Consider the following 21,558-nt stretch of genomic DNA (forward strand, 5'->3'; position numbering starts at 1 on the left):
CCGTCGTATTCACGTCCGTTCCGTAGGGAGACAGTCCATGTTCGAGTACGACCTGCTGGTCGTCGGGTCGGCCAACGCCGATCTGGTCGTCGGTGTCGAGCGGCGGCCGGGCGCCGGGGAGACCGTGCTCGGTTCCGACCTGGCCCTGCACCCGGGCGGCAAGGGCGCCAACCAGGCGGTCGCCGCCGCCCGGCTCGGGGCGCGTACGGCGCTCCTCGCCCGGGTCGGCGACGACGCGCACGGCCGGCTGCTGCTCGACTCGCAGCGGGCGGCCGGGGTCGACACGACCGGGGTCCTGGTGGGCGGCGCGCCCACGGGGGTCGCGCTGATCACGGTGGACCCGTCGGGCGACAACAGCATCGTGGTGTCACCGGGCGCGAACGGCCGCCTGACCCCGGACGACATCCGCGAGCCCTCGGCTGTCGCCCTGCTCACGTCCTCGCGGGCGGTCTCCACCCAGCTGGAGATCCCGCTGGAGACGGTCGAGGAGGTGGTACGGGGCCTGCGCCCCGGCACCCGCTTCGTCCTGAACCCTTCCCCGCCGCAGCCGTTGCCCGCCGACGTGCTGGCCGCCTGCGACCCGCTGATCGTGAACGAGCACGAGGCGCGGGTGGTGCTGGGCACGGACGCGGGCGCGACGCCCGAGGAGTGGGCGGGGGCGCTGCTCGCGCTGGGCCCGCGCTCGGTGGTCGTCACCCTGGGCGAGGAGGGCGCGCTGGTGGCCGACGCGTCGGGGTCGACCCGCGTCCCGGCCGTGAAGGTGACCGCGGTGGACACGACCGGCGCGGGCGACTCGTTCACGGCGGCGCTGGCGTGGCGCCTCGGCGCCGGGGAGTCCCTCGCGGACTCGGCGGCGTACGCGGCCCGCGTGGGCGCCGTCGCCGTCACCCGTCAGGGCGCGCAGGCGTCCTTCCCCACCGCAGAAGAGGTCGCCGCCGTATGAAGAAGACCGGAATCCTGAACCGCCACCTCGCGGGCGCGACGGCCGAACTGGGCCACGGCGACGGCGTACTGATCTGCGACGCGGGCATGCCGATACCGGCCGGTCCCCGCGTGGTGGACCTGGCGTTCCGCGCCGGAGTGCCGTCCTTCGAGCAGGTCCTGGAGGGCCTGCTGGAGGAACTGGTGGTGGAGGGGGCGACGGCGGCGGCGGAGATACGGGAGGCGAACCCGGCGGCTTCAGCGCTGCTGACGACCCACTTCCCGGCCACGCTGACCCACGTCTCCCACGAGGAGCTGAAGACCCTGTCGGCCGGCGCCCACCTGATCGTGCGCACGGGCGAGGCGCGGCCGTACGCGAATGTGCTGCTGCGGTGCGGGGTGTTCTTCTAGGACTGGGCTACGGGACCGGCGGGTACCCGCGGAGGTGTTGTGGTCGGCGGTCCGGTCGGAGTCGGCCTGGTCGCCTGCGGACACCCGAGGGAGAAAACGTGGAACTCCTCCGTCTCGCCGCTCAGGAGAAAGCCGATTTCTGGCCCACCGGCGCCGTGATGATCGTCGTCCTGACCGTGCTCGCGGTGGGGATCGGCATCTGGCGGATGCGCAACGAGAAGAAGGGCATCGGCGGGCCGGGGAAGTAGGGGAAGCAGCGGAGATATTTCGAGGGGCCCGGTCCGTCGACCGGGCCCCTCGGTTCCCCTCCCCCAGATCAGAACCCCCGCGATCCCCCCGGATCCCCCTCCAAAGGTTCTGATGCCAGGTACGACCCGCCAAGTGGGGGGAGGGTTGCACGGTTACTTGAGATTTTTTTGAGCTCTTTTCGAGGCCTCCCTCGCGGGCAGGCCGGACGAGCCGCCGTCCGGATCTGGGTCCCGAGCCGGGTCCGTCCGTGCGAGGCGCGCTCCCCTGCTCTCCGCGACCCGTTTGACGTCCGTCAGGGACTCGGTGAGCCTGTTCGCCAGGTAGCGCAGCTCACCCGCGCTCGCGCCTCTCTCCTCAAGAAGTGCGGCGGCGTGTTCGAGCAGATCGCCCGCCATCCCCAACTGGATGCTCTCGACGCCGTCGGCCAGCCGCGAGACACGGCCCGTCCCCTCACCCACCACATAACAGGGCTTGCCCTCGTCACCCACCCAGGGCAGCAGACGAGCGGACGGCGGCCCGTGTCCCCCGCCGCTCACGCGACCGCCCCCACGTGCGAAGCCGGTGCCGGTGCCGGCACCAGTAGGTAAGGGCGTACCAGCGGGCTGTCCTCGCCCCGCAGCGGCGGCTCCCCCGTCCGGTAGGCGGTCGGGCCGCCGACGTACTGGCACGAGTACTGGCACACGCTCTGATACGTGTACGAAGTCGGCGTGCGCCGCCGCCGTCTGCCGGTCGGGAAGAAGAATCGCAGGAACGGCGAGATGAGCCGGGCGATGAGGTCGGACACGTCAGTCTGCTTTCGTTCTACGGAGGACTCCGCCGCGACCTGCGGCGACTACTTTCTGTGGCGAATCGCTTACAGAGTGACGTCACTCGCGGCTACGCTTCCAGTACCTGAAGGTTGACAACACGCACGTCAAGCTGGGGAGTTGCCCGCATGATCGAACGCCGTAAGCCCCGGACACAGCGGGAGAAGTACGGGGAGGAACTGAGGCTGCGGCGGACATCCGCCGAACTCACCCAGGAGGAACTGGGCAATCAGGTCGTCTGCTCGCCCACCCTGATCAGCCACTTCGAGGCGGGCAGACGGCTTCCCAGACCCGATGACGCGCAGCGGATCGACCAGGCGTTGGGTACGGGTGGCTTCTTCTCCCGCTGGCTGGACGACCTGGAGTCGACGTACAACGACTACTTCGCCGCCGTGGCTGAGCTGGAGCAACAGGCCACGTTGATCCAGCAGTTCGCGCTGTCGTTGGTGCCCGGCGTGCTGCAGACCGACGACTACGCGCGCGCCCTGTTCCGTGCGTACCGGCCGAACCACACCGCCGAGGAACTTGACGAGGCTGTTGTCATCCGAACACGGCGTTCCCGAATTCTGGACGGGCCGCTGAAGCCGGTCGTCTGGACCCTGCTCGACGAGGCCGTGCTGCGGCGTCGAGTCGGAGGCCCGCTGGTCATGGCCGAACAGCTGCGCAAGATCGCGGACTTGGCCGAGGCGGGGCGACTGCGGCTGCACGTTCTGCCGTACGGCGTCGGGGCGCATCCGCTTCTGGAGAGCCTGCTCACGCTCATGGGCTTCGAGGACTCGCCCCCGGTGGCCTACGTCGAGGGCTTCCTCAGCGGCAATCTGATGGATGATCCTGCGCTGGTGGTCGCCAGCCAGACGGCTTACGCTCTTGCGCTGAGCGACGCGTTGTCGCACCAGGAGTCACTGGCCCTTGTCAGAGCGGCAGCGGAGGAGCACGTACATGGCCAACAGTGAGCACACCGTCCCCGACTCGTCCGCCTTCACCGGATGGTTCAAGTCCAGTTACAGCGGCGGCAGTCAGGGCGAATGCCTTGAGGTCGCCCAGGGACACGTCGGCGTGCCCGTCCGTGACAGCAAGGCCGTGTCCGGGCCCGCGCTCGTGTTCTCGGCGGGTGGCTGGTCGGCCTTCGTCGACGCCGTCAAGACGGGGCAACTCGACGGCTGAGGCGTCGGCGGCCTGCTCGGCCGTGTTCGGTGCGAGCAGGCCGTCGACCCCTTGTCAGGGGCGCGTCGCCGTGTGTTCCACGAACCGCGTCGCCGTTTCCGTCAGGACCTCTCGGCCGTCGCGGGCCCACAGGGCGTCGTTGAAGAGTTCGACCTCGATGGGGCCCGTGTAGCCCGCCGCCTCGACGTACGCCTTCCACTCGCGCATGTCGATCGCGCCGTCGCCGATCTGGCCGCGGCCGTTGAGGACGCCCTCGGGCAGCGGGGTCGTCCAGTCGGCGAGCTGGAAGGTGTGGATACGGCCCTGCGCCCCCGCCCGGGCGATCTGCGCGGGGGCCTGGTCGTCCCACCAGATGTGGTACGTGTCGACCGTCACGCCGACCTGGTTCGCTGGGAAGCGTTCCGCCAGGTCCAGGGCCTGGGTGAGCGTGGAGACCACGCAGCGGTCGGCGGCGTACATCGGGTGGAGCGGCTCGATGGCCAGGCGCACCCCTCGCTCCTCGGCGTACGGGCCCAGTTCGCCCAGTGCGTCGGCGATCCGTTCGCGGGCGCCGTGGAGGTCCTTGGAGCCCGCCGGGAGGCCGCCCGAGACCAGGACGAGCGTGTCCGTGCCCAGGGTGGCCGCCTCGTCGATCGCCAGGCGGTTGTCGTCGAGCGCCGTCGCGCGCTCGGCCGGGTCGATCGCCGTGAAAAAGCCGCCCCGGCAGAGGGTGGTGACGGTCAGGCCCGCGTCGCGGAGCAGTTTGGCCGTCTGGTCGAGGCCGTACGACTGGACGGGGGCCCGCCACAGGCCGACCCCCGGGATGCCCAACTCCACGCAGGCGTCGACCAGTTCCGGGATCGACAGCTGCTTGACCGTCATCTGGTTGATGCTGAAGCGGGAGAGGGCGTCGACTGCGGTCACTGGTTCACTCCGTACAGGGAGAGCAGGTTCTTCATACGGGTCTCGGCCAGCGCCGGGTCGGGGAACAGGCCCAGGCCGTCGGCGAGTTCGTACGCGCGGGACAGGTGCGGCAGGGAGCGGGCCGACTGGAGGCCGCCGACCATCGTGAAGTGGGACTGGTGGCCCGCGAGCCACGCCAGGAAGACCACGCCCGTCTTGTAGAAGCGCGTGGGGGCCTGGAAGAGGTGGCGGGAGAGGTCGACCGTGGGGTCGAGGAGGGAGCGGAAGCCTGCCTTGTCGCCCGTGTCCAGGACCCGGACCGCCTCCGCGGCCAAGGGGCCCAGCGGGTCGAAGATGCCGAGCAGGGCGTGACTGAAGCCCTGGTCGTCGCCCGCGATCAGCTCGGGGTAGTTGAAGTCGTCGCCGGTGTAGCAGCGCACGCCGTTCGGGAGCTTGCGGCGCAGGTCGATCTCGCGCTGGGCGTCCAGGAGCGAGACCTTGATGCCGTCGACCTTGTCGGGGTGCGCGGCGATGACCTGGAGGAAGGTGTGGGTGGCGGCGTCCAGGTCGGTGCTGCCCCAGTAACCCTCCAGGGCCGGGTCGAACATCGGGCCCAGCCAGTGCAGGATCACCGGCTCGGCGGCCTGGCGCAGCAGGTGGCCGTAGACCTCCAGGTAGTCCTCGGGGCCCTTGGCGACGGCGGCGAGGGCGCGCGAGGCCATCAGGATCGCCTGCGAGCCGGACTCCTCCACGAGGGCCAGCTGCTCCTCGTACGCCGCCCGCACCTCGTCCAGGGTGTACGGGTAACCGGCCTCGGTGGCCGCCAGCTGGTCGGTGCCCACGCCGCAGGCGATCAGGCCGCCGACCGACTTGGCCTCCGCCGACGAACGGCGGATCAGCTCGGCCGCGCCCGCCCAGTCGAGGCCCATCCCCCGCTGGGCGGTGTCCATCGCCTCGGCGACGCCCAGGCCGTGGGACCACAGGTGGCGGCGGAAGGCGAGGGTGGCGTCCCAGTCGACGGCCGCGGGTGAGTCGGGGGTCGTGTCGGCGTACGGGTCGGCGACGACGTGCGCCGCCGAGAAGACCGTACGGGCCGCGAAGGGGGCGCCGGTGGTGACCGGGAGGGGGTCGGGGCGGGGGGTGTAGGCGTGCAACCTGCCGTCCGCGCCCGGGAGTTGGATCCTTCCGTCCGTCACAGGGAGACCTCCGGGACGTCGAAGCGGCGGCCCTCGGCCGAGGACTTCAGGCCCAGTTCGGCGAGCTGGACGCCGCGGGCGCCGGCCAGGAGGTCCCAGTGGTAGGGGGCGTCGGCGTAGACGTGCCGCAGGAACAGCTCCCACTGGGCCTTGAAGCCGTTGTCGAACTCGGTGTTGTCGGGCACCTCCTGCCACTGGTCGCGGAAGACCTCGGTGGCGGGGATGTCAGGGTTCCAGACCGGCTTGGGGGTCGCGGAACGGTGCTGGACACGGCAGTCGCGCAGCCCGGCGACGGCTGAGCCCTCGGTGCCGTCGACCTGGAACTCGACGAGTTCGTCGCGGTTGACGCGGACCGCCCAGGAGGAGTTGATCTGGGCGATGGCGCCGCCTTCGAGTTCGAAGATGCCGTACGCGGCGTCGTCGGCGGTCGCGTCGTAGGGCTTGTTCTGCTCGTCCCAGCGCTGCGGGATGTGCGTGGCGGTGAGCGCCTGGACCGACTTCACCCGGCCGAACAGCTCGTGCAGCACGTACTCCCAGTGCGGGAACATGTCGACGACGATGCCGCCGCCGTCCTCGCTCCGGTAGTTCCACGAGGGGCGCTGGGCGGACTGCCAGTCGCCCTCGAAGACCCAGTAGCCGAACTCGCCGCGGACGGAGAGGATCCGGCCGAAGAAGCCGCCGTCGATGAGCCGCTTCAGCTTGAGCAGTCCGGGGAGGAAGAGCTTGTCCTGGACGACGCCGTGCTTGATACCGGCCTCGTTCGCCAGGCGGGCGAGCCCGAGGGCTCCGTCGAGGCCGGTCGCGGTCGGCTTCTCCGTGTAGATGTGCTTGCCGGCCGCGATCGCCTTCTTCAGCGCCTCCTCGCGGGCCGAGGTGACCTGCGCGTCGAAGTAGATGTCGATGGTCGGATCGGCGAGGACGGCGTCCAGGTCGGTGGACCAGTGCTCGATGCCGTGCTGGTCGGCGAGCGCCTTCAGGGCGTGCTCGCGGCGGCCGACGAGGACCGGTTCGGGCCACAGCACGTCACCGTCGCCGAGGTCGAGACCGCCCTGCTCGCGCAGGGCGAGGATCGAGCGGACGAGGTGCTGGCGGTAGCCCATGCGTCCCGTCACGCCGTTCATGGCGATGCGCACCGTCTTGCGTGTCACGTCATTCCCTTCGTACGCGTCCCGCGCCGCGTACGAACTGGCGAGCGTCGCAGCAAGCGCTTTCTATGTAAGAAGAAGCTAGCCTCTGTGCAGCGGATCGGACAAGACCGCGGGGGTGGTGAGTTGTTCGAGGGGGCGAACGGGAGGGGTGTGCGGACGTAAGGTCTGCACCACCTGGCCGTACGGTTCGGCTGTGCGGCTCGGTTCGGCTGTGCGGCTCGGCTGTGCCACTTGGGTGGCGTGACTTTCGGCCCAGGGGGCGGGGGTCGTGCCGGACGGGGCGGCTGGTGCGGCGGGGACTGCTACCGCGATGGCTGGGGCTCTACGACGGCGACAGCGGGCCGGCACTGGAGTAGTACGGCTCTGAGGACGATGACGAGATGCGCGACCGGAGGACTTCGAGATGACGGTGACCCTGGCGGACGTGGCGGCCCGCGCTCAGGTCTCGCCCGCGACGGTGTCGCGCGTGCTGAACGGGAACTACCCCGTGGCGGCCTCCACCCGTGAACGGGTGCTGCGGGCCGTGGACGAACTGGACTACGTACTGAACGGACCCGCCAGCGCGCTCGCGGCGGCCACCTCCGACCTGGTCGGGATCCTGGTCAACGACATCGCCGACCCGTTCTTCGGGATCATGGCGGGGGCGATCCAGTCCGAGATCGGGGGCCCTGGAGGCCGGGCGGGCGGGGAACGGCTCGCCGTCGTGTGCAACACCGGTGGCTCTCCGGAGCGCGAACTCACCTACCTCACGCTCCTTCAGCGGCAGCGCGCCGCGGCGGTGGTGCTGACCGGCGGGGCCGTGGAGAACACCGCGCACGCGACGGCCGTGGCGACGAAGCTGCGCAAGCTCGGGGAGGCGGGGACGCGGGTGGTGCTGTGCGGCCGGCCGCCCGCGCCGGCACCCGCGGACGCCGACGCGGTGGCTCTCACCTTCGACAACCGGGGTGGTGGGCGGCAGCTCACCGAACATCTGATCGGGCTCGGGCACCGGCGTATGGGGTACATCGCGGGGCCGGAGGAGCGTACGACTACGCGTCATCGGCTGGAGGGGCACCGCGACGCGCTCGCCGCGCACGGGATCGCGGACGATCCGGCGCGGACGGTGCACGGGCGGTACGACCGGCGGGCGGGGTACGAGGCGACGCTCGAACTCCTGCGGCGGGAAACGGACTTGACGGCTGTGGTCGCCGCCAACGACACGGTCGCGTTGGGGGCGTGCGCGGCTCTGCGCGACTCGGGTCTGCGCATTCCGGACGACGTGTCCGTCGTCGGCTTCGACGACCTGCCGTTCAGCATCGACGCGGTGCCCGCGCTGACGACGGTGCGGTTGCCGTTGGCTGACGCGGGGGCTCGGGCGGGGCGGATCGCCATGGGGCGGGAGGAGGTTCCGCCCGGAGGGATCGCGACGATTCGCGGGGAGTTGATGGTGCGGGGGTCTACGGGGGTGCCGAAGGGGGCTTGAGGGGTTGCGCCGTTCCCCGCGCCCCTGGGGGCTGCGCCCCCAAAAAGATTGCGCCGTTCCCCGCGCCCCTGAGTGGGCGGGTGGTTCCGTTCAGCGCTACGGCTGCGGAGCCGCTGTGGTCGGGTGCGCCGTTCCCCGCGCCCCTGGCGGAGCGCGGGCTGCGGGTGGGGGGATCGTGTGGTCGGGCTCGTGCGACCCGCACGCGGGGGGCCGGCGCACACCTCACCCACCTCAGGGGCGCGGGGAACGGCGCGGCCGGCCACGTGCGACCCGCAGACGAAATCCCGGCGCGCGCCACCCACCCCCAGGGGCGCGGGGAACTGCGCGGTCGGGTACAGCGGGGGCGCCGGCCGGGGGGTCAGTTCTTGTTCAGGGAGCGGGTGATGCCCGCTACCACGGCGGTGGTCAGCAGCCAGCCCGCGGCGATCAGTGCGTAGGAGAGCCCCATGGCCCCGGGGTCCTTCCAGTGCCAGGCCCCCCGCTGGCCGAAGCCGCCGATCGGGATCAGCAGGTCCAGCGTGTAGGCGAGGGCGCTGAACGGCGGCCCCTCACCCTGCTTGTTGGCGGTCGGAGTGTGGGTCCTGAAGACCAGCGTCCCGATCAGCGACAGCAGGATCAGCCAGCCGCCCGCCCGCCAGGGCCGGTAGCCGTAGCCGACCGTGGCGTCGAAGACACGGCCCCAGATCCGGGCGACGGGGTGGAGGGTGCCGCGCCGGTGCCGCTGCTTCTCCAGCAGTACGAGGCGGGCGTCGTCGTCATGGCCGATGAGGCGGTACCAGCCGGCGAGTTGCTCGTACGGCTGCGGGCTGTAACCGGGTGAGCGGCGGATCCACGCGACCCTGCGGGCCGCCCCGACGCGCTCACCGAGGCCCGCGGGCGGCGCGTCGTCCGCGTGCAGGGAGGTGTAGGCGAGGCCCTCCAGCCGCAGACGTGCGGTCCGGCCGGTCTCGTTGTCGCGCAGGACCTCGACGCGTGCGCTGCGCAGGTCGATGCCGCCGGGCGGGGCGACCGCGGGCGTGAGTTCGAGTTCGGCGACCTGCAGCCGGGCGAGATCGAGGGCGGCGCCCGGTTCGCCGAGGGTGGCGCCCCGCAGCGACAGCCGGTTGGTGATGTGGGCGCCGCGCAGCCGTACGGCACCGGTGGCGCTGAACCCGTCGGTCAGCTCCAGCGTCGTGATCGTGGCGGAGTCGGCGATCAGCACCTCGCCGTCCGGGTTCTCCAGCCGCGCCCCGTCCAGGAACAGGCCGCCGGACAGCTGGGCTCCCAGCAGCCGGAGCCCTCCCTTCGTGGTGAACCCCGTACGGCAGAAGACCGCGCCCTCCGCGACGAGCCCGCCGGCGAACAGGGCCCACTTGCCGTCGGCCTCCAGCGTCGCCCCGTTCAGGGACAGTTCCCCGGAGACATGGGCGTTGGTGAGTGCGAGCCGGCCGCCGCGCAGCGTCGTGCCGCGCAGGTCGAAGCGGCCCTCGATCCGGGCCATCTGCGCGTTGACGTCCCGCACGCGGCAGTACGTCATCCGGATCGTCCGGGTGGCGCTGCCGCGCAGGTTCACGGTCTCCTCCAGCCTGCACGACGCGAGGTGGACCGTGTGGGCGATATCGCCGCCCGCCAGGTCGAGGCGGCCGACGATCCGGGCGCCCGTGAGGTTCAGGGCGGCGACGGCTCCCGGCCGGGCGGAGTTCGCCCCCAGCAGCAGGGCGGCCAGTACCTCGGCCCTGACCGTGCGCTCCGGGCCCCACTGCGGCCCGCCGACGGCGTCGTCCTCCTCGGGAACGCCGCTGCTCAGGTCGACGACGCGGCCCTCGGGAAAGGCATCCCAGACGGCGCGTTCCGGAGGCGTCAGATCGTCGTACTGCAGCACCTCGGAAGGCTATCCGGGCCGCCGTGCCCGAAACCGGCGGAAGCCGTGTCGAAAACCGTCCACGGCGGGCATAATCTCTGACTGAGTCAGCTATCTCTGGCTGGGTCGAGTCTGCTGTCTCCGTCCCTCGCCCTCCATCCATCGCCCTCCGTCCCTCGCCCTCCGTCCGACGTCGCCGCGAGACAGGTGCCAGATGTCATGACCGTCCAAGAGATCCGCGCTTTCAACCGCTTCTACACGAACCTCATCGGAGCACTGGACTACAGCCGCCAGTTGCACGCGCCGTACACGCTCACGGAGTCCCGCGTGCTGTACGAGCTGGCCCACTCCCCCCGTACGGACACCGCCGACCTGCGTACCGAACTCTCCCTCGACTCCGGCTACTTGAGCAGGCTGCTGGCGAAGTTCGAGAAGGACGGGCTGATCGAGCGGACGCCTTCGGAGAAGGACACCCGGCGCCGCAGGGTCACACTCACGGCCCGTGGACGAGGGACCGCCGACCTGCTGGACGAGCGCTCCCGGGAATCGGTCGGCACACTGCTCTCCACCGTGCCGCCCCGCGACCGGCCCCGGCTCGCCGAGGCGATGCGGGACATCCGCGAGATCCTCTCCGGGGCCCGGCGCCGGCCCCCGCGCCGCGAGGACGTCCTGCTGCGCGAGCCCCGCCCCGGCGACCTCGGCTGGATCGTGCAGCGCAACGCGGCGCTCTACACCGCCGAGTACGGCTGGAACACGGACTACGAAGGACTGGTCGCCCGGATCGTCGCCGACTTCGCCGAGGACCACGACCCGCACCTGGAACGGGTGTGGATCGCGGAACTGGACGGCCGCCCCGTGGGCAGCGTGATGTGCGTACGGGACGAGGCACCCGGCGCCGCCCGGCTGCGCCTGCTGCTCGTCGAACCGGACGCGCGCGGCCTCGGCATCGGCGACCGGCTGGTGGACGCCTGTGTGGAGTTCGCCCGGGGGGTCGGCTACCGGGAGATCGTCCTGTGGACGAACGACGTCCTGTCCGCCGCCCGCCGGATCTACCAGCGGCACGGTTTCGTCCTCGTCGACGAGAAACCGCACCGTTCCTTCGGCGCCGACCTCGTCGGCCAGGACTGGCGGCTGGACCTGCTCGACGCACAGGAGTGAGAGCGGAAGTGAGAGAACGCGAGGGGCGGGTAGGGTCCGTTTCGTGCTGTGCCGTCCCGGGGGCTCCCGGGGACACCGGCCGGAACGACCCGCGGACATCACCGCGCCCCTAGTCCTGACTCGCCCGACTCGATCGACAGCGAAGGTGCGATTTCGTGAAACTGGCCTTCTCCACCCTCGGTGTACCCGGACTCCCGATCAGCGACGTGGTGCGGCTCGCCGCCACCCACGGCTTCCACGGCGTCGAGTTGCGTACGCATCCCGAGGAACCCGTGCACACCGGACTCGACGCCACCGCACGGGCCGACGTGACCGCCGAGTTCAAGACGGCGGGCGTCGAGATCCTGGGCCTGGCCGGGTACGTGCGGGTGGCGGCGCCGGGCGACGACGAGCCCGTGATCGCCGAGCTGCGCGAACTCCTGCTCCTGGCCCGGGATCTGGGCGCGCCCTTCATCCGGGTCTTCCCCGGCGGCGACTCCGAGCAGAGCCCCGAGGAGGCCGACGCGGTGGCCGCGCGCCGGCTGGGCACGGCGGCGGAGTACGCGGCCGACCTCGGTGTACGGATCCTGCTGGAGACGCACGACTCGCATCGCACCGGGGCCGACGCGATCCGCGTACTCGGGGCCGTCGGACACCTCCAGGTGGGGGCCCTGTGGGACGTCATGCACACGTGGCTCGGCGGTGAGCAGCCCTCCGCCAGCTATGCGGCGCTGTCGCCGTTCCTCGGCTATGTCCAGGTCAAGGACATCGCGTCGGCGGACGACACGAGTCCGCTGCCGCTGGGGGCGGGGGTGTTGCCGCTCACGGAATGTGTGGACCTGCTGTCCCGGGAGGGGTGGGACGGGTGGCTCTGCTGGGAGTACGAGAAGCGGTGGTACGAGGGGGCTGCGCCGCTGGAGGGGTTGTTGGGGGCGGGGCATGACTATTTGTCACGGCTGCTGAACGACGCGGCGTAGCCGCGGGGCGCTTGAGCGCGAGCGGCTCCGGGGGCCGGTCGCCGGGGCGCCGGTCCGCTGCGCCCGCCCGCGCAGTTCCCCGCGCCCCTAAAAGGGCGCGGGGAACTGCGCAGTCTTTTAGGGGCGCGGGGAACGGCGCAGGCTTTGCGAGGGGCGCGGGGAACTGCGCGGAGTGGGGCACTTTTGTCTCGGGGGGCACTCTCGTATCGAGTTGCGGGGATTCGGGGAATCCAGGGAACCCATCCCCCCCACCCCTCGTCCAATTCGCATGCTGCCGGATGAGTCACCGCAGTGCGGTGTCGGCCTCGCTGCTGGCTGCGATCGCTGACCACCCTCTCCGCCGCCTGCGGCCGGCAGCACGCCGTCACCGGCGCGCCCCCCTCCAACAGCGCCGGTGGCGGCCCCTCGGCGCCACCAGCACCGTGTCCGTGTCTGTGTCGGCTGTCGGCTGTCCGCGCTATTGACTGGCAGAAATTTCCCGGATATCCGTGACTCCTTGGCAGTTTTCTTCAAGGATCCCTTGGAGGATCACTTCAAGGGATCGTTTCTGCTCGCCCCTCCACGGGCCCCCGGGCCCTCTCCGGAAGGAGCGCACGTGCACACCTCCAGACGTACGCTGCTCGCGGCCACCGCGGGCGCGGCGGCAGCCGTCGCCGGCGCCGCCCCCGCCCTGGCAGGCACCGCGAAACACGAGGACGACAAGCGCGAGGACAAACGGCTGAGGGCCCTCATCTCCCGTATGACGCTGGAGGAGAAGGTCGGGCAGCTCTTCGTGATGCGGGTGTACGGGCACTCCGCGACCGCGCCCGACCAGGCCGACATCGACGCCAACCTCGCCGAGATCGGCGTACGGACGGCCGCCGAGCTGATCGCGAAGTACCGGGTCGGCGGGATCATCTACTTCGGGTGGGCGCACAACACCCGCGAACCGCACCAGATCGCCGACCTGAGCAACGGCATCCAGAAGGCCTCGCTCGACCTGCCCCGCGGGCTGCCCGTGCTCATCTCCACCGACCAGGAGCACGGGATAGTGGCACGGGTGGGCACGCCCGCGACCCTCTTCCCGGGCGCGATGGCCCTCGGCGCGGGCGGTTCGCGCACCGACGCCCGTACCGCCGGACGCATCGGCGGCGCCGAACTGCGCGCGATGGGCATCCTCCAGGACTACGCGCCCGTCGCCGACGTGAACGTGAACCCGGCCAACCCGGTCATCGGCGTACGCTCCTTCGGCGCCGACCCCCAGGCCGTGGCGGACCTGGTCGCCGCCCAGGTGAAGGGCTATCAGGGCGCCGGGGTCGCGGCCACCTCCAAGCACTTCCCGGGGCACGGCGACACCGAGACCGACAGCCACTACGGCTTCCCGGTCATCGAGCACACCGAGGCGCAGTGGGCCGAGCTGGACGCGCCCCCGTTCAGGGCCGCGATCGCCGCCGGTATCGACTCGATCATGACCGCGCACATCATGGTCCCGGCGCTCGACCCGGCCGGCGACCCGGCCACCCTCTCCCGCCCGATCCTCACCGGCATCCTGCGTGAACGGCTCGGCTACGACGGGGTCGTGGTGACGGACTCGCTCGGCATGGAGGGCGTCCGCACGAAGTACGGCGACGACCGGGTACCCGTACTCGCCCTGAAGGCCGGTGTCGACCAGCTCCTCAACCCGCCGAAGCTGGACATCGCCTGGAACGCGGTCCTCCAGGCCGTCCGCGGCGGCGAGCTGACGGAGGCCCGCCTCGACGAATCGATCCTGCGCGTGCTGCGGCTGAAGGCGAAGCTGGGGCTGCTGAAGGACCCGTACGTCACGGCGCGGGGCGTGGACCGTACCGTCGGCGTCCCGGCGCACCTCAAGGCCGCCGACCGTGTCGCCGAGCGGACGACCACCCTGCTGGTGAACTCCGGCGGGCTGCTGCCGCTGTCCCGGCGTACGCACACGAAGGTGCTCGTCGTCGGCGCCGATCCGGCCTCGCCGTCGGGCACCACGGGCCCGCCCACGACGGTCCTGGCGAACGCCCTCACCGAGCTGGGGTTCACCCCGACGGTGCTGTCCACGGGCACCGCGCCCTCGGCCGCGACCGTCGCGAAGGCCGTCGCGGCGGCCCAGGAAGCGGACGCGGTGCTGGTGGGGACGTACAACGTCACCGCCGCCTCCGCTCAGCGCACCCTCGTGAACCAACTGCTCGCCACGGGCCGCCCGGTGGTCGCGCTCGCCATCCGAAACCCGTACGACGTGGCTCAACTGCCCGACGTCAAGGCCTACTTGGCGTCGTACTCGTGGACGGACGTCGAGCTGCGGGCCGCGGTACGGGTGCTCGCCGGGCGGGTCGGTCCGCGCGGCAGACTGCCGGTGCCGGTGCAGCGCGCGGACGATCCGGCGCGGGTGCTGTATCCCGTGGGGCACGGTCTGACGTACTGAGCCCGTGCACAGGGGCGCGCGCCCCGGCCAGGCGTACCGGGCCTACGACGTGCGCCCCTCCCCGCATCCCCAAGTGACGCAAAGCGCCCGGTACGCCTGGCGGGGTCCGCCCCGGCGGGTCACGCTGGGCTGGGGATGATCGGGGGAGGTGCCATGCGCGACGCACGGAGCGCGGGCGCACGCGGTACGGGAGCACACGGTACGGGCGCGCACCGCACGGGGTCCGTCGGCGCGACGGCGGCGCCGCCGCACGCCCTGGTACGCACCCTGCTGTGCGCGCCGCTGCTGGCGCTGGTGGTCACGGCGGCTCTCACGGTGGCTCTCGCGGGGTGCCAGCAGTCGTCCGGTGACGGTGACGGGGACCGTGACGGTGACGGCGAAGGGCGGCCGACGGCTTCCGCCCCGGCACCGACCCGGGCCTCGGGATACGGCGTGGTGTTCCTCGGGATCGACGAGTGCAGTTCGTTCGGGCGCGAGTCGTTCACCGAGGTGCCGTGCACCAGCGAGCGGGCGGCGGCGCGCGTGATCGCGCGGTACGACGGCAGGGCGGGCGAGGGGCAGCCCTGTCCCGCCACCACGGACTTCGTGCTGCACATCAGCGAGCAGAAGCCCTCCGCCGACGAGGACGGCGACGGCGCGGTCCCGCAGGGCTACGCCTGTATGCGCAATCTGGAGCCCCCGCACCCGGGCGACCCGGGCGGCGGCGGAGGCCCCCGCACGATCGTCGGCGACTGCGTCTACAGCGCGGGAGCGGGCGAGGTCCGCGAGACCGCGTGCGACAGCACGGCTGAGAAAAACCCCGAGTACAAGGTGACCGAGGCCGTGGAGCGGCGCTCCGACTGCCCCGCGTCCGCCGAGCTGTACGTCCAGCTCGGCGGACCGCGGCCGGTGGGCTGCGCCCGCCCGTTGTAGCCCGGGGCCAGGCGGCCCGGGGGCTCGACGGACGGGCGCGGCACCGGCGGCACGACAGGTGCCGCCGGGTGGGAGGCTACGGACGGAGCTGGCGCTCGACCGTGCGCTTGTCCAGCTTCGAGTCGTACTTGGCCAGCGGCTTCGCCTTCTCCGGGTCCGCCTGGACTGCGGCCGTGGCGACGCCCGCCCACTCCAGGATGCGGGCCGTGGCGAGCGCCTTCTGGTCGGGTACGAGACCCGCGACGTTGGCGCCGTGGTTCAGGCCCGGGGCCGTGAAGACGTACGAGTCACGGGCACCCTTGCCGAGGCGGAACGGCTCGGCGCCCCACGGGTCGTTCTGCCCGTACACGAACAGCATCTGCTTCGCGTTGTGCTTGACCCAGCTGTCGACGTCACGCATGACACCGGGCTGGAACTTCATGTCGATGTCGCGCGGCACGAAGTTCCGCGGCGGCTGGTAGCCGTAGCGGATGTACTTCTTCTCGATGTGCGGGAAGTTGATCGTCGGCGCGCCGAGCTGCGTGCCCGCCTGGTAGTAGTACGGCGTGTAGGGCGACAGGCCCTGGTCCGTGTAGAACGAGAAGCCGGAGATCGTGTCGATCGACGTCCAGATCTCGTCGTCCGTGGCGTTCTTCGCGTCCGCCGGGATGGTGTCGCAGTCGGCGAGCAGGCTGTACTGCCAGAAGCCCCACACGTAGTCGAGGACGACCGCCTCGTACGCCTTGTCCAGGCTGCCGATGGTGTTGAAGGTGTAGCCCTCGGCGGCGGCCACCTCCTTGTACTTCTTCTCCAGCGCGGTACGGCGGACCAGCGCCTCGCGCTGCACCGCGTTCAGCCGGGTGCGGCACTCCTTGGTGCCGACCTTGGCGAAGAACCGGTCGTACGCCGAGTCCTCCTTGTTCACCACGTCGTTGGGGGCGACGTACGCGACGACGCCGTCCATGTCACGCGGGTAGAAGCGCTCGAAGTAGGTGGCGGTCATGCCGCCCTTCGAACCGCCGGTGGAGACCCACTTCTTGTCGTAGACGGGCTTGAGCGCCTTGAAGATGCGGTGCTGGTCGCTGGCCGCCTGCCAGATGTCGAGCTTCGACCAGTCGGCCGGCGCGGGCCGCGACGGGGTGAAGTAGCGGTACTCCATGGAGACCTGGTTGCCGTCCACGATCTGGGTCGGCTCGCGGCGGCTCGGGGTCGTGGAGACGTTGTAGCCGCCGGTGTAGAAGACCGTCGGGCGGGCGGTGTCCTTGTGCAGCACGGTGATGCGCTGCTGGAAGGTGCCCTTGGACGGGTGCCGGTGGTCGACCGGCTGGGTGTAGTTGAGGACGAAGAAGCGGTAGCCCGTGTAGGGCTTCTCCTCGATCAGGCTCATGCCCGGTATCGCGAGGAGGCGGTCCTTGATGTCCGCCGACTCGTCCGTGACGAGGTTGGTTGCGGTGGCGGCGTCCGGCTGGGCGGCGGTGGCCGCCCCGGCCGTGCTCACGGTGCCTATGAGCACCGTGAGAGACAGCAGCCATCTGAGCGTCTTGCGCATGCGTTCTCCCCTGAATACGCAGATGTCCGCCGGAACTTAGCTCAGCAACAGCTGCCACACCAGGGGATGTTCAGGGCATTCCGAACAAGTCATGAATAGGTCACCGGACAAGTCGGGTGTCAGGTGTCAGGTGTCAGGTGTCAGCAGAGGATCCAGCCCGTGCTGACCGAGCCCGAGCCGACCGCCCCCTTGATCCGGACGCAGCGGTGGCCCGCGTGCACCCGCACCGGACCCGCGTACCGCACGAACCGGCCCGCGTTCGGTACCCGCTCGCTCCCCCGGGCCTGCACGCTCACCATCATGTAGCGGCGGGCGCCCACCTTCTTGGGGTACGTCACCGCGCACACGTAACCGCGCTTCTTGTGGACGTCCACATGGCCGGTGGAGAAGGGCAGCGTGCGCACCTTCCGCCCGGCGCACGGTGACGCCGCCGAGGCCTCGCCCGCCGGGCCCGCGAGTGCCAGCAGCCCGGACGCCGTCAGCACGGCGGTGCCGAGCGTGAGGCGTCGGCGTATCGCGCCCAAATCCACTGGTGTCCCTCCACGGCCCCCGGCGACTGACGTACTGCTGTGGCGTACTGGTTCGGCGTACTGCTGTGTCGTACTGACGTACTGCTGTACGGACGCATGGCGTACGCCGAACGGTTGCCCTACCCGTCGGTTGCGGCTTTTCTGCGTGTTCGCGCCGGTCTTTTCTACGCGTCCACGGCGGCCTTTTCCGCGTGTTCGCGTCGGTCAGTTCGCGGTGCCGACCGGGTCCGGCTCCCCCACGAACGTCCGCCACAGCCGCGCGTACCGGCCGCCCCGCGCGAGCAGTTCGTCGTGCGTGCCGTCCTCCGCGACCCGGCCGTCGGCCATCACCACCACCCGGTCCGCGCGGGCGGCCGTGGTCAGCCGGTGGGCGACGACCAGGGTGGTGCGGCGGCCCGCGATGCGGTCGGTGGCCTGGTTGACCTGGGCCTCGGTGGCCAGGTCGAGCGCGGCCGTGGCCTCGTCGAGGAGCAGGATGTCCGGGTCGACCAGCTCGGCGCGGGCCAGCGCGATCAGCTGGCGCTGTCCGGCGGAGAGGTTGCGGCCCCGTTCGGCGACCTCGTGGAGGTAACCGCCGTCCAGGGTGGCGATCATGTCGTGGGCGCCGACCGCGCGGGCCGCCGCCTCCACCTCCGCGTCCGTGGCGTCCGGGCGGCCGTACGCGATGGCGTCCCGGACGGTGCCCTGGAAGAGGTACGCCTCCTGCGGGACGACACCGAGGCGGTGCCGGTACGAGGTCAGGTCGAGCGAGCGCAGATCCGTACCGTCGACCGTGACCCGGCCGCCGGTCGGGTCGTAGAAGCGGGCGACCAGCTTCACCAGGGTCGACTTGCCCGCGCCGGTCTCGCCGACGAACGCGACGGTCTGCCCGGCGGGGATGCTCAGCCGCACCCCGCTGAGCGCCTCCTCCGCCTCGTCGTCCGCCTCCCCGGCGGGCTTGTACGCGAAGTCGACGTCCTCGAAGGCGATCTCCCCGCGCAGGGACAGCACCTCAAGAGGCTCGGCGGCGGCCTTCGTCGACGTCGGCTCCTGGAGCAGCTCCTGGATCCGGCCGAGGGAGACGGTCGCCTGCTGATAGCCGTCGAAGACCTGCGAGAGCTGCTGCACGGGGGCGAAGAACAGGTCGATGTAGAGGAGGTACGCCACCAGCGCGCCGGTGGTGAGGGTGCCCGCGTCGACGCGTCCCGCGCCCACCACGAGCACGGCGGCGGCGGCCACCGAGGACAGCAGCTGCACGAACGGGAAGTAGATGGAGATCAGCCACTGCCCGCGGATACGCGCCTGACGGTAGCTGTCGCTGCCCTCCGCGAAGCGCCGGCCGCCCGAACCCTCGCGGCGGAACGCCTGGAGGATCCGCAGCCCCGACACCGACTCCTGGAGGTCCGCGTTCACCACGGACACCCGCTCACGGGCCAGCTCGTACGCCTTCACGCTGGAGCGGCGGAAGAAGAACGTGCCGATGATCAGCGGCGGCAGCGTCAGGAAGACGACGAGCGCGAGCTGTACGTCGATCACGAGCAGCGCGGCCATGATGCCGAAGAAGGTGACGACCGAGACGAAGGCGGTGACCAGACCGGTCTGGAGGAAGGTGGACAGCGCGTCCACGTCCGTCGTCATCCGGGTCATGATCCGGCCGGTCAGCTCCCGCTCGTAGTAGTCGAGCCCGAGCCGCTGGAGCTGCGCGAAGATCTTCAGCCGGAGCGAGTACAGGACCCGTTCGCCGGTGCGGCCGGTCATCCGGGTCTCGCCGATCTGGGCCGTCCACTGGACGAGCACGCTGATCAGCGCGATCACCGAGGCCGCCCACACCCCGCCGAGGGCCATCTCGGAGACGCCCTCGTCGATGCCGTGCCGGATCAGGACCGGCAGCAGCAGACCCATGCCCGCGTCGACGGCGACCAGGCCGAGACTGACGAGCAGCGGGAGCCCGAAGCCCCGCAGCAGGCGCCGCAGCCCGTAGGACTCCTCCGGGGTGACCGCGCGCGCCTCGTCGATGGCGGGGGTGTCGGTGGCGGGCGGCAGGGCGTCGACCTGGGCGAGCAGGTCGGGGGTGGCGGGCATACCGGCCAGCGCGGTGTCCTTGGGTTCGCGGTCGCCGGTCCACAGATGCGGGGTGACCCCGCGCTCGGCGTCGAACTCCGCGTCCAGTTCGTCCCGTACGGACGTGTCCTCGGGCGGACAGGAGGGTGTGGTGTGACCCGCGGAGACCCCGCCCAGCTCGTCCGGGTCGGTGAGCAGGCGGCGGTAGAGCGCCGAGCGCCCGGTCAGCTCCTCGTGGGTGCCGATGTCGGCGAGGCGGCCGTCTTCGAGGACGGCGATGCGGTCGGCGAGGTTCAGGGTGGAGCGGCGGTGCGCTATGAGGAGCGTCGTGCGGCCCGCCATGACCCCGCGCAGGGCCTCGTGGATCTCGTGCTCGACGCGCGCGTCGACCGCCGAGGTGGCGTCGTCGAGGACCAGCAGGCGCGGGTCGGTGAGGATCGCGCGGGCCAGGGCCACGCGCTGGCGCTGGCCGCCGGAGAGGGTGAGGCCGTGCTCGCCGACCTTGGTGTCGTAGCCGTCGGGCAGCGCGGAGATGAAGCCGTGCGCCTGGGCGGCCCGGGCGGCGGTCTCGATCTCCTCGCGGGTGGCCTCGGGGCGGCCGTACGCGATGTTGGACTCGACGGTGTCCGAGAAGAGGAAGGAGTCCTCGGGGACGAGCCCGATCGCGGCCCGCAGCGAGTCGAGCGTCAGCTCGCGCACGTCGAGGCCGCCGATGAGGACCGCGCCGCCGGTCACGTCGTAGAAGCGGGGCAGGAGCAGGGAGACCGTGGACTTGCCGGAGCCGGAGGAGCCGACCACGGCGAGGGTCTCGCCGGAGCGGATCTCGAAGCTGAGGCCGTCCAGGACCGGGCGGTCGTCGTCGTAGGCGAAGGACACGCCGTCGAACTCGACGGTCGCGGGCGCGTCGGCCGGCAGGTCCTTCGTGCCGTCCTCCATCGACGGCCGGGTGTCGATCAGCTCCAGGACGCGTTCGGCGCCGGCGCGGGCCTGCTGGCCGACGGTGAGGACCATCGCGAGCATGCGCACGGGCCCCACGAGCTGGGCGAGATAGGAGGAGAAGGCGACGAACGTACCGAGGGTGACCTCGCCCTTCACCGCCAGCCAGCCGCCGAGCGCCAGCATGGCGACCTGGCCGAGCGCCGGAACGGCTTGCAGGGCCGGGGTGTACTTGGAATTGAGCCGGATGGTGCGCATCCGCCCCGCGAAGAGGCGGCGCCCGATCTCCCTGAGCTTGCCGGTCTCCTGGTCCTCCTGCCCGAAGCCCTTCACCACCCGTACGCCGCTGACGGCGCCGTCGACGACCCCGGCCACCGCGGCGGCCTGCGCCTGCGCGTACCAGGTCGCCGGGTGCAGCTTGGAGCGGCTGCGCCGGGCGATGAACCAGAGGGCGGGGGCGACGGCCAGGGCGACGAGGGTGAGCGGGAGCGACAGCCAGGCCATGATCCCCAGCGAGATCAGGAAGAGGAGGACGTTCCCGACGGTCATCGGGAGCATGAAGAGCAGGCCCTGGATGAGCTGGAGGTCGCTGGTCGCGCGGCCCACCACCTGCCCGGTCGACAGCTCGTCCTGACGCCTGCCGTCGAGGCGGACGATCGTCTCGTACATGTCCGTACGCAGGTCGTGCTGGACGTCGAGCGCGAGCCGGCCGCCGTAGTAGCGGCGGATGTAGGTGAGGACGTAGACGAGGACACCGGCACCGAGGAGCGCGCCGGCCCAGGGGGCCATGTCGCGGCTGTGGTCCCCCACGACGTCGTCGATGATCACCTTGGTGATCAGCGGCACGACGGCCATCACGGCCATACCGGCGAGCGAGGCGCCCAGCGAGAGCACGACGTCCTTCGGGTACCGCCAGGCGTACCCGGCCAGCCGCCGTGCCCATCCCCGCTGCGTTGTCACTCCTGGTGCCTTCCCGTCCGTCGGCCGGTCGGCCGGTCCTGATCGT

At 71.3% G+C, this 21,558-nt stretch carries 19 protein-coding genes; 10 read left to right on the top strand and 9 right to left on the bottom strand.

Annotation, left to right across the window (positions count from 1 at the left end; all coding sequences use genetic code 11):
* Window positions 1–37: 37 nt before the first annotated feature.
* The 3 genes from IE278_RS26345 to IE278_RS26355 all read left to right on the top strand — a co-directional run bounded on the left by IE278_RS26345 (window position 38) and on the right by IE278_RS26355 (window position 1,580).
* Window positions 38–943, top strand: coding sequence for a ribokinase (locus IE278_RS26345; protein WP_189775755.1), 906 nt, complete (start codon window positions 38–40; stop codon window positions 941–943).
* The gene (rbsD, locus tag IE278_RS26350; RefSeq protein WP_189775756.1) at window positions 940–1,332 is read left to right on the top strand and encodes a D-ribose pyranase; all 393 of its coding nucleotides are present in this window, start codon (window positions 940–942) and stop codon (window positions 1,330–1,332) included. The genes IE278_RS26345 and rbsD overlap by 4 nt, the downstream gene beginning before the upstream one ends.
* Window positions 1,333–1,430: 98 nt before the next feature.
* Complete coding sequence (locus IE278_RS26355) at window positions 1,431–1,580, top strand: hypothetical protein (protein ID WP_189775757.1); 150 nt, start codon at window positions 1,431–1,433, stop codon at window positions 1,578–1,580.
* 153 nt (window positions 1,581–1,733) lie between these two features.
* Here the strand turns inward: IE278_RS26355 and IE278_RS26360 are convergent, their stop codons facing one another.
* Window positions 1,734–2,117, bottom strand: a complete 384-nt coding sequence (locus IE278_RS26360) for a hypothetical protein (protein ID WP_246570680.1) — start codon at window positions 2,115–2,117, stop codon at window positions 1,734–1,736.
* On the bottom strand, window positions 2,114–2,365 hold the full coding sequence (locus tag IE278_RS26365) for a hypothetical protein (RefSeq protein WP_189775758.1): 252 nt from the start codon (window positions 2,363–2,365) through the stop codon (window positions 2,114–2,116). Before IE278_RS26365 ends, IE278_RS26360 begins: the two co-directional genes overlap by 4 nt.
* A 150-nt stretch (window positions 2,366–2,515) precedes the next feature.
* Between IE278_RS26365 and IE278_RS26370 the strand changes: the two genes are divergently transcribed.
* Both IE278_RS26370 and IE278_RS26375 read left to right on the top strand, forming a co-directional pair.
* Window positions 2,516–3,340, top strand: a complete 825-nt coding sequence (locus IE278_RS26370) for a helix-turn-helix domain-containing protein (protein ID WP_189775759.1) — start codon at window positions 2,516–2,518, stop codon at window positions 3,338–3,340.
* The gene (locus IE278_RS26375; protein WP_189775760.1) at window positions 3,327–3,551 is read left to right on the top strand and encodes a DUF397 domain-containing protein; all 225 of its coding nucleotides are present in this window, start codon (window positions 3,327–3,329) and stop codon (window positions 3,549–3,551) included. Before IE278_RS26370 ends, IE278_RS26375 begins: the two co-directional genes overlap by 14 nt.
* A gap of 54 nt (window positions 3,552–3,605) precedes the next feature.
* Here the strand turns inward: IE278_RS26375 and IE278_RS26380 are convergent, their stop codons facing one another.
* From IE278_RS26380 to IE278_RS26390, 3 genes are read right to left on the bottom strand one after another with little or no spacing between them, the layout of a single operon-like run.
* Window positions 3,606–4,412, bottom strand: a complete 807-nt coding sequence (locus IE278_RS26380) for a sugar phosphate isomerase/epimerase family protein (RefSeq protein ID WP_189775832.1) — start codon at window positions 4,410–4,412, stop codon at window positions 3,606–3,608.
* A gap of 38 nt (window positions 4,413–4,450) precedes the next feature.
* The gene (locus tag IE278_RS26385; RefSeq protein ID WP_246570682.1) at window positions 4,451–5,629 is read right to left on the bottom strand and encodes a dihydrodipicolinate synthase family protein; all 1,179 of its coding nucleotides are present in this window, start codon (window positions 5,627–5,629) and stop codon (window positions 4,451–4,453) included.
* Window positions 5,626–6,777, bottom strand: a complete 1,152-nt coding sequence (locus tag IE278_RS26390) for a Gfo/Idh/MocA family protein (protein ID WP_189775761.1) — start codon at window positions 6,775–6,777, stop codon at window positions 5,626–5,628. Before IE278_RS26390 ends, IE278_RS26385 begins: the two co-directional genes overlap by 4 nt.
* Before the next feature lie 403 nt (window positions 6,778–7,180).
* On the opposite strand from IE278_RS26390, the gene IE278_RS26395 reads away from it, so the two are divergent.
* Window positions 7,181–8,239 carry a LacI family DNA-binding transcriptional regulator gene (locus tag IE278_RS26395; protein WP_189775762.1) on the top strand — a complete coding sequence of 353 codons (1,059 nt, stop codon included), beginning with the start codon at window positions 7,181–7,183 and terminating at the stop codon, window positions 8,237–8,239.
* A gap of 358 nt (window positions 8,240–8,597) precedes the next feature.
* Here the strand turns inward: IE278_RS26395 and IE278_RS26400 are convergent, their stop codons facing one another.
* Entirely contained in the window at window positions 8,598–10,100 is a 1,503-nt protein-coding gene (locus IE278_RS26400) for an oxidoreductase (RefSeq protein ID WP_189775763.1), read from the bottom strand.
* Window positions 10,101–10,298: 198 nt separating this feature from the next.
* Here IE278_RS26400 and IE278_RS26405 point away from each other — a divergent pair, with 198 nt between their 5' ends.
* The 4 genes from IE278_RS26405 to IE278_RS26420 all read left to right on the top strand — a co-directional run bounded on the left by IE278_RS26405 (window position 10,299) and on the right by IE278_RS26420 (window position 15,518).
* Window positions 10,299–11,237 carry a bifunctional helix-turn-helix transcriptional regulator/GNAT family N-acetyltransferase gene (locus IE278_RS26405; RefSeq protein WP_189775764.1) on the top strand — a complete coding sequence of 313 codons (939 nt, stop codon included), beginning with the start codon at window positions 10,299–10,301 and terminating at the stop codon, window positions 11,235–11,237.
* Between the two features lie 155 nt (window positions 11,238–11,392).
* Window positions 11,393–12,193: a sugar phosphate isomerase/epimerase family protein gene (locus IE278_RS26410; RefSeq protein WP_189775765.1), complete on the top strand. Its 801-nt coding sequence runs from the start codon at window positions 11,393–11,395 to the stop codon at window positions 12,191–12,193.
* A 595-nt stretch (window positions 12,194–12,788) separates the two neighbouring features.
* Window positions 12,789–14,606, top strand: a complete 1,818-nt coding sequence (locus IE278_RS26415; RefSeq protein ID WP_189775766.1) for a glycoside hydrolase family 3 protein — start codon at window positions 12,789–12,791, stop codon at window positions 14,604–14,606.
* Window positions 14,607–14,759: 153 nt separating this feature from the next.
* Window positions 14,760–15,518 carry a hypothetical protein gene (locus tag IE278_RS26420; protein ID WP_308434941.1) on the top strand — a complete coding sequence of 253 codons (759 nt, stop codon included), beginning with the start codon at window positions 14,760–14,762 and terminating at the stop codon, window positions 15,516–15,518.
* 76 nt (window positions 15,519–15,594) lie between these two features.
* Here IE278_RS26420 and IE278_RS26425 read toward each other — a convergent pair whose 3' ends face one another.
* From IE278_RS26425 to IE278_RS26435, 3 genes are all read right to left on the bottom strand, one after another.
* Complete coding sequence (locus IE278_RS26425) at window positions 15,595–17,046, bottom strand: S28 family serine protease (RefSeq protein ID WP_189775767.1); 1,452 nt, start codon at window positions 17,044–17,046, stop codon at window positions 15,595–15,597.
* Between the two features lie 140 nt (window positions 17,047–17,186).
* On the bottom strand, window positions 17,187–17,576 hold the full coding sequence (locus tag IE278_RS26430) for a hypothetical protein (protein WP_189775768.1): 390 nt from the start codon (window positions 17,574–17,576) through the stop codon (window positions 17,187–17,189).
* A 204-nt stretch (window positions 17,577–17,780) separates the two neighbouring features.
* Window positions 17,781–21,512, bottom strand: a complete 3,732-nt coding sequence (locus tag IE278_RS26435; RefSeq protein ID WP_189775769.1) for an ABC transporter ATP-binding protein — start codon at window positions 21,510–21,512, stop codon at window positions 17,781–17,783.
* Between the last annotated feature and the right edge of the window lie 46 nt (window positions 21,513–21,558).

This window comes from Streptomyces tauricus (assembly GCF_014650955.1).
GTDB lineage: Bacteria > Actinomycetota > Actinomycetes > Streptomycetales > Streptomycetaceae > Streptomyces > Streptomyces tauricus.

What these genes read in the sequence shown, in the direction of transcription:
- IE278_RS26345 (WP_189775755.1), top strand. Translation starts at nt 38, where the DNA reads ATGTTCGAGTACGACCTGCTGGTCGTCGGGTCGGCCAACGCCGATCTG.
- rbsD (WP_189775756.1), top strand. Translation starts at nt 940, where the DNA reads ATGAAGAAGACCGGAATCCTGAACCGCCACCTCGCGGGCGCGACGGCC.
- IE278_RS26370 (WP_189775759.1), top strand. Translation starts at nt 2,516, where the DNA reads ATGATCGAACGCCGTAAGCCCCGGACACAGCGGGAGAAGTACGGGGAG.
- IE278_RS26375 (WP_189775760.1), top strand. Translation starts at nt 3,327, where the DNA reads ATGGCCAACAGTGAGCACACCGTCCCCGACTCGTCCGCCTTCACCGGA.
- IE278_RS26380 (WP_189775832.1), bottom strand. Translation starts at nt 4,412, where the DNA reads ATGACGGTCAAGCAGCTGTCGATCCCGGAACTGGTCGACGCCTGCGTG.
- IE278_RS26395 (WP_189775762.1), top strand. Translation starts at nt 7,181, where the DNA reads ATGACGGTGACCCTGGCGGACGTGGCGGCCCGCGCTCAGGTCTCGCCC.
- IE278_RS26405 (WP_189775764.1), top strand. Translation starts at nt 10,299, where the DNA reads ATGACCGTCCAAGAGATCCGCGCTTTCAACCGCTTCTACACGAACCTC.
- IE278_RS26420 (WP_308434941.1), top strand. Translation starts at nt 14,760, where the DNA reads ATGCGCGACGCACGGAGCGCGGGCGCACGCGGTACGGGAGCACACGGT.
- IE278_RS26425 (WP_189775767.1), bottom strand. Translation starts at nt 17,046, where the DNA reads ATGCGCAAGACGCTCAGATGGCTGCTGTCTCTCACGGTGCTCATAGGC.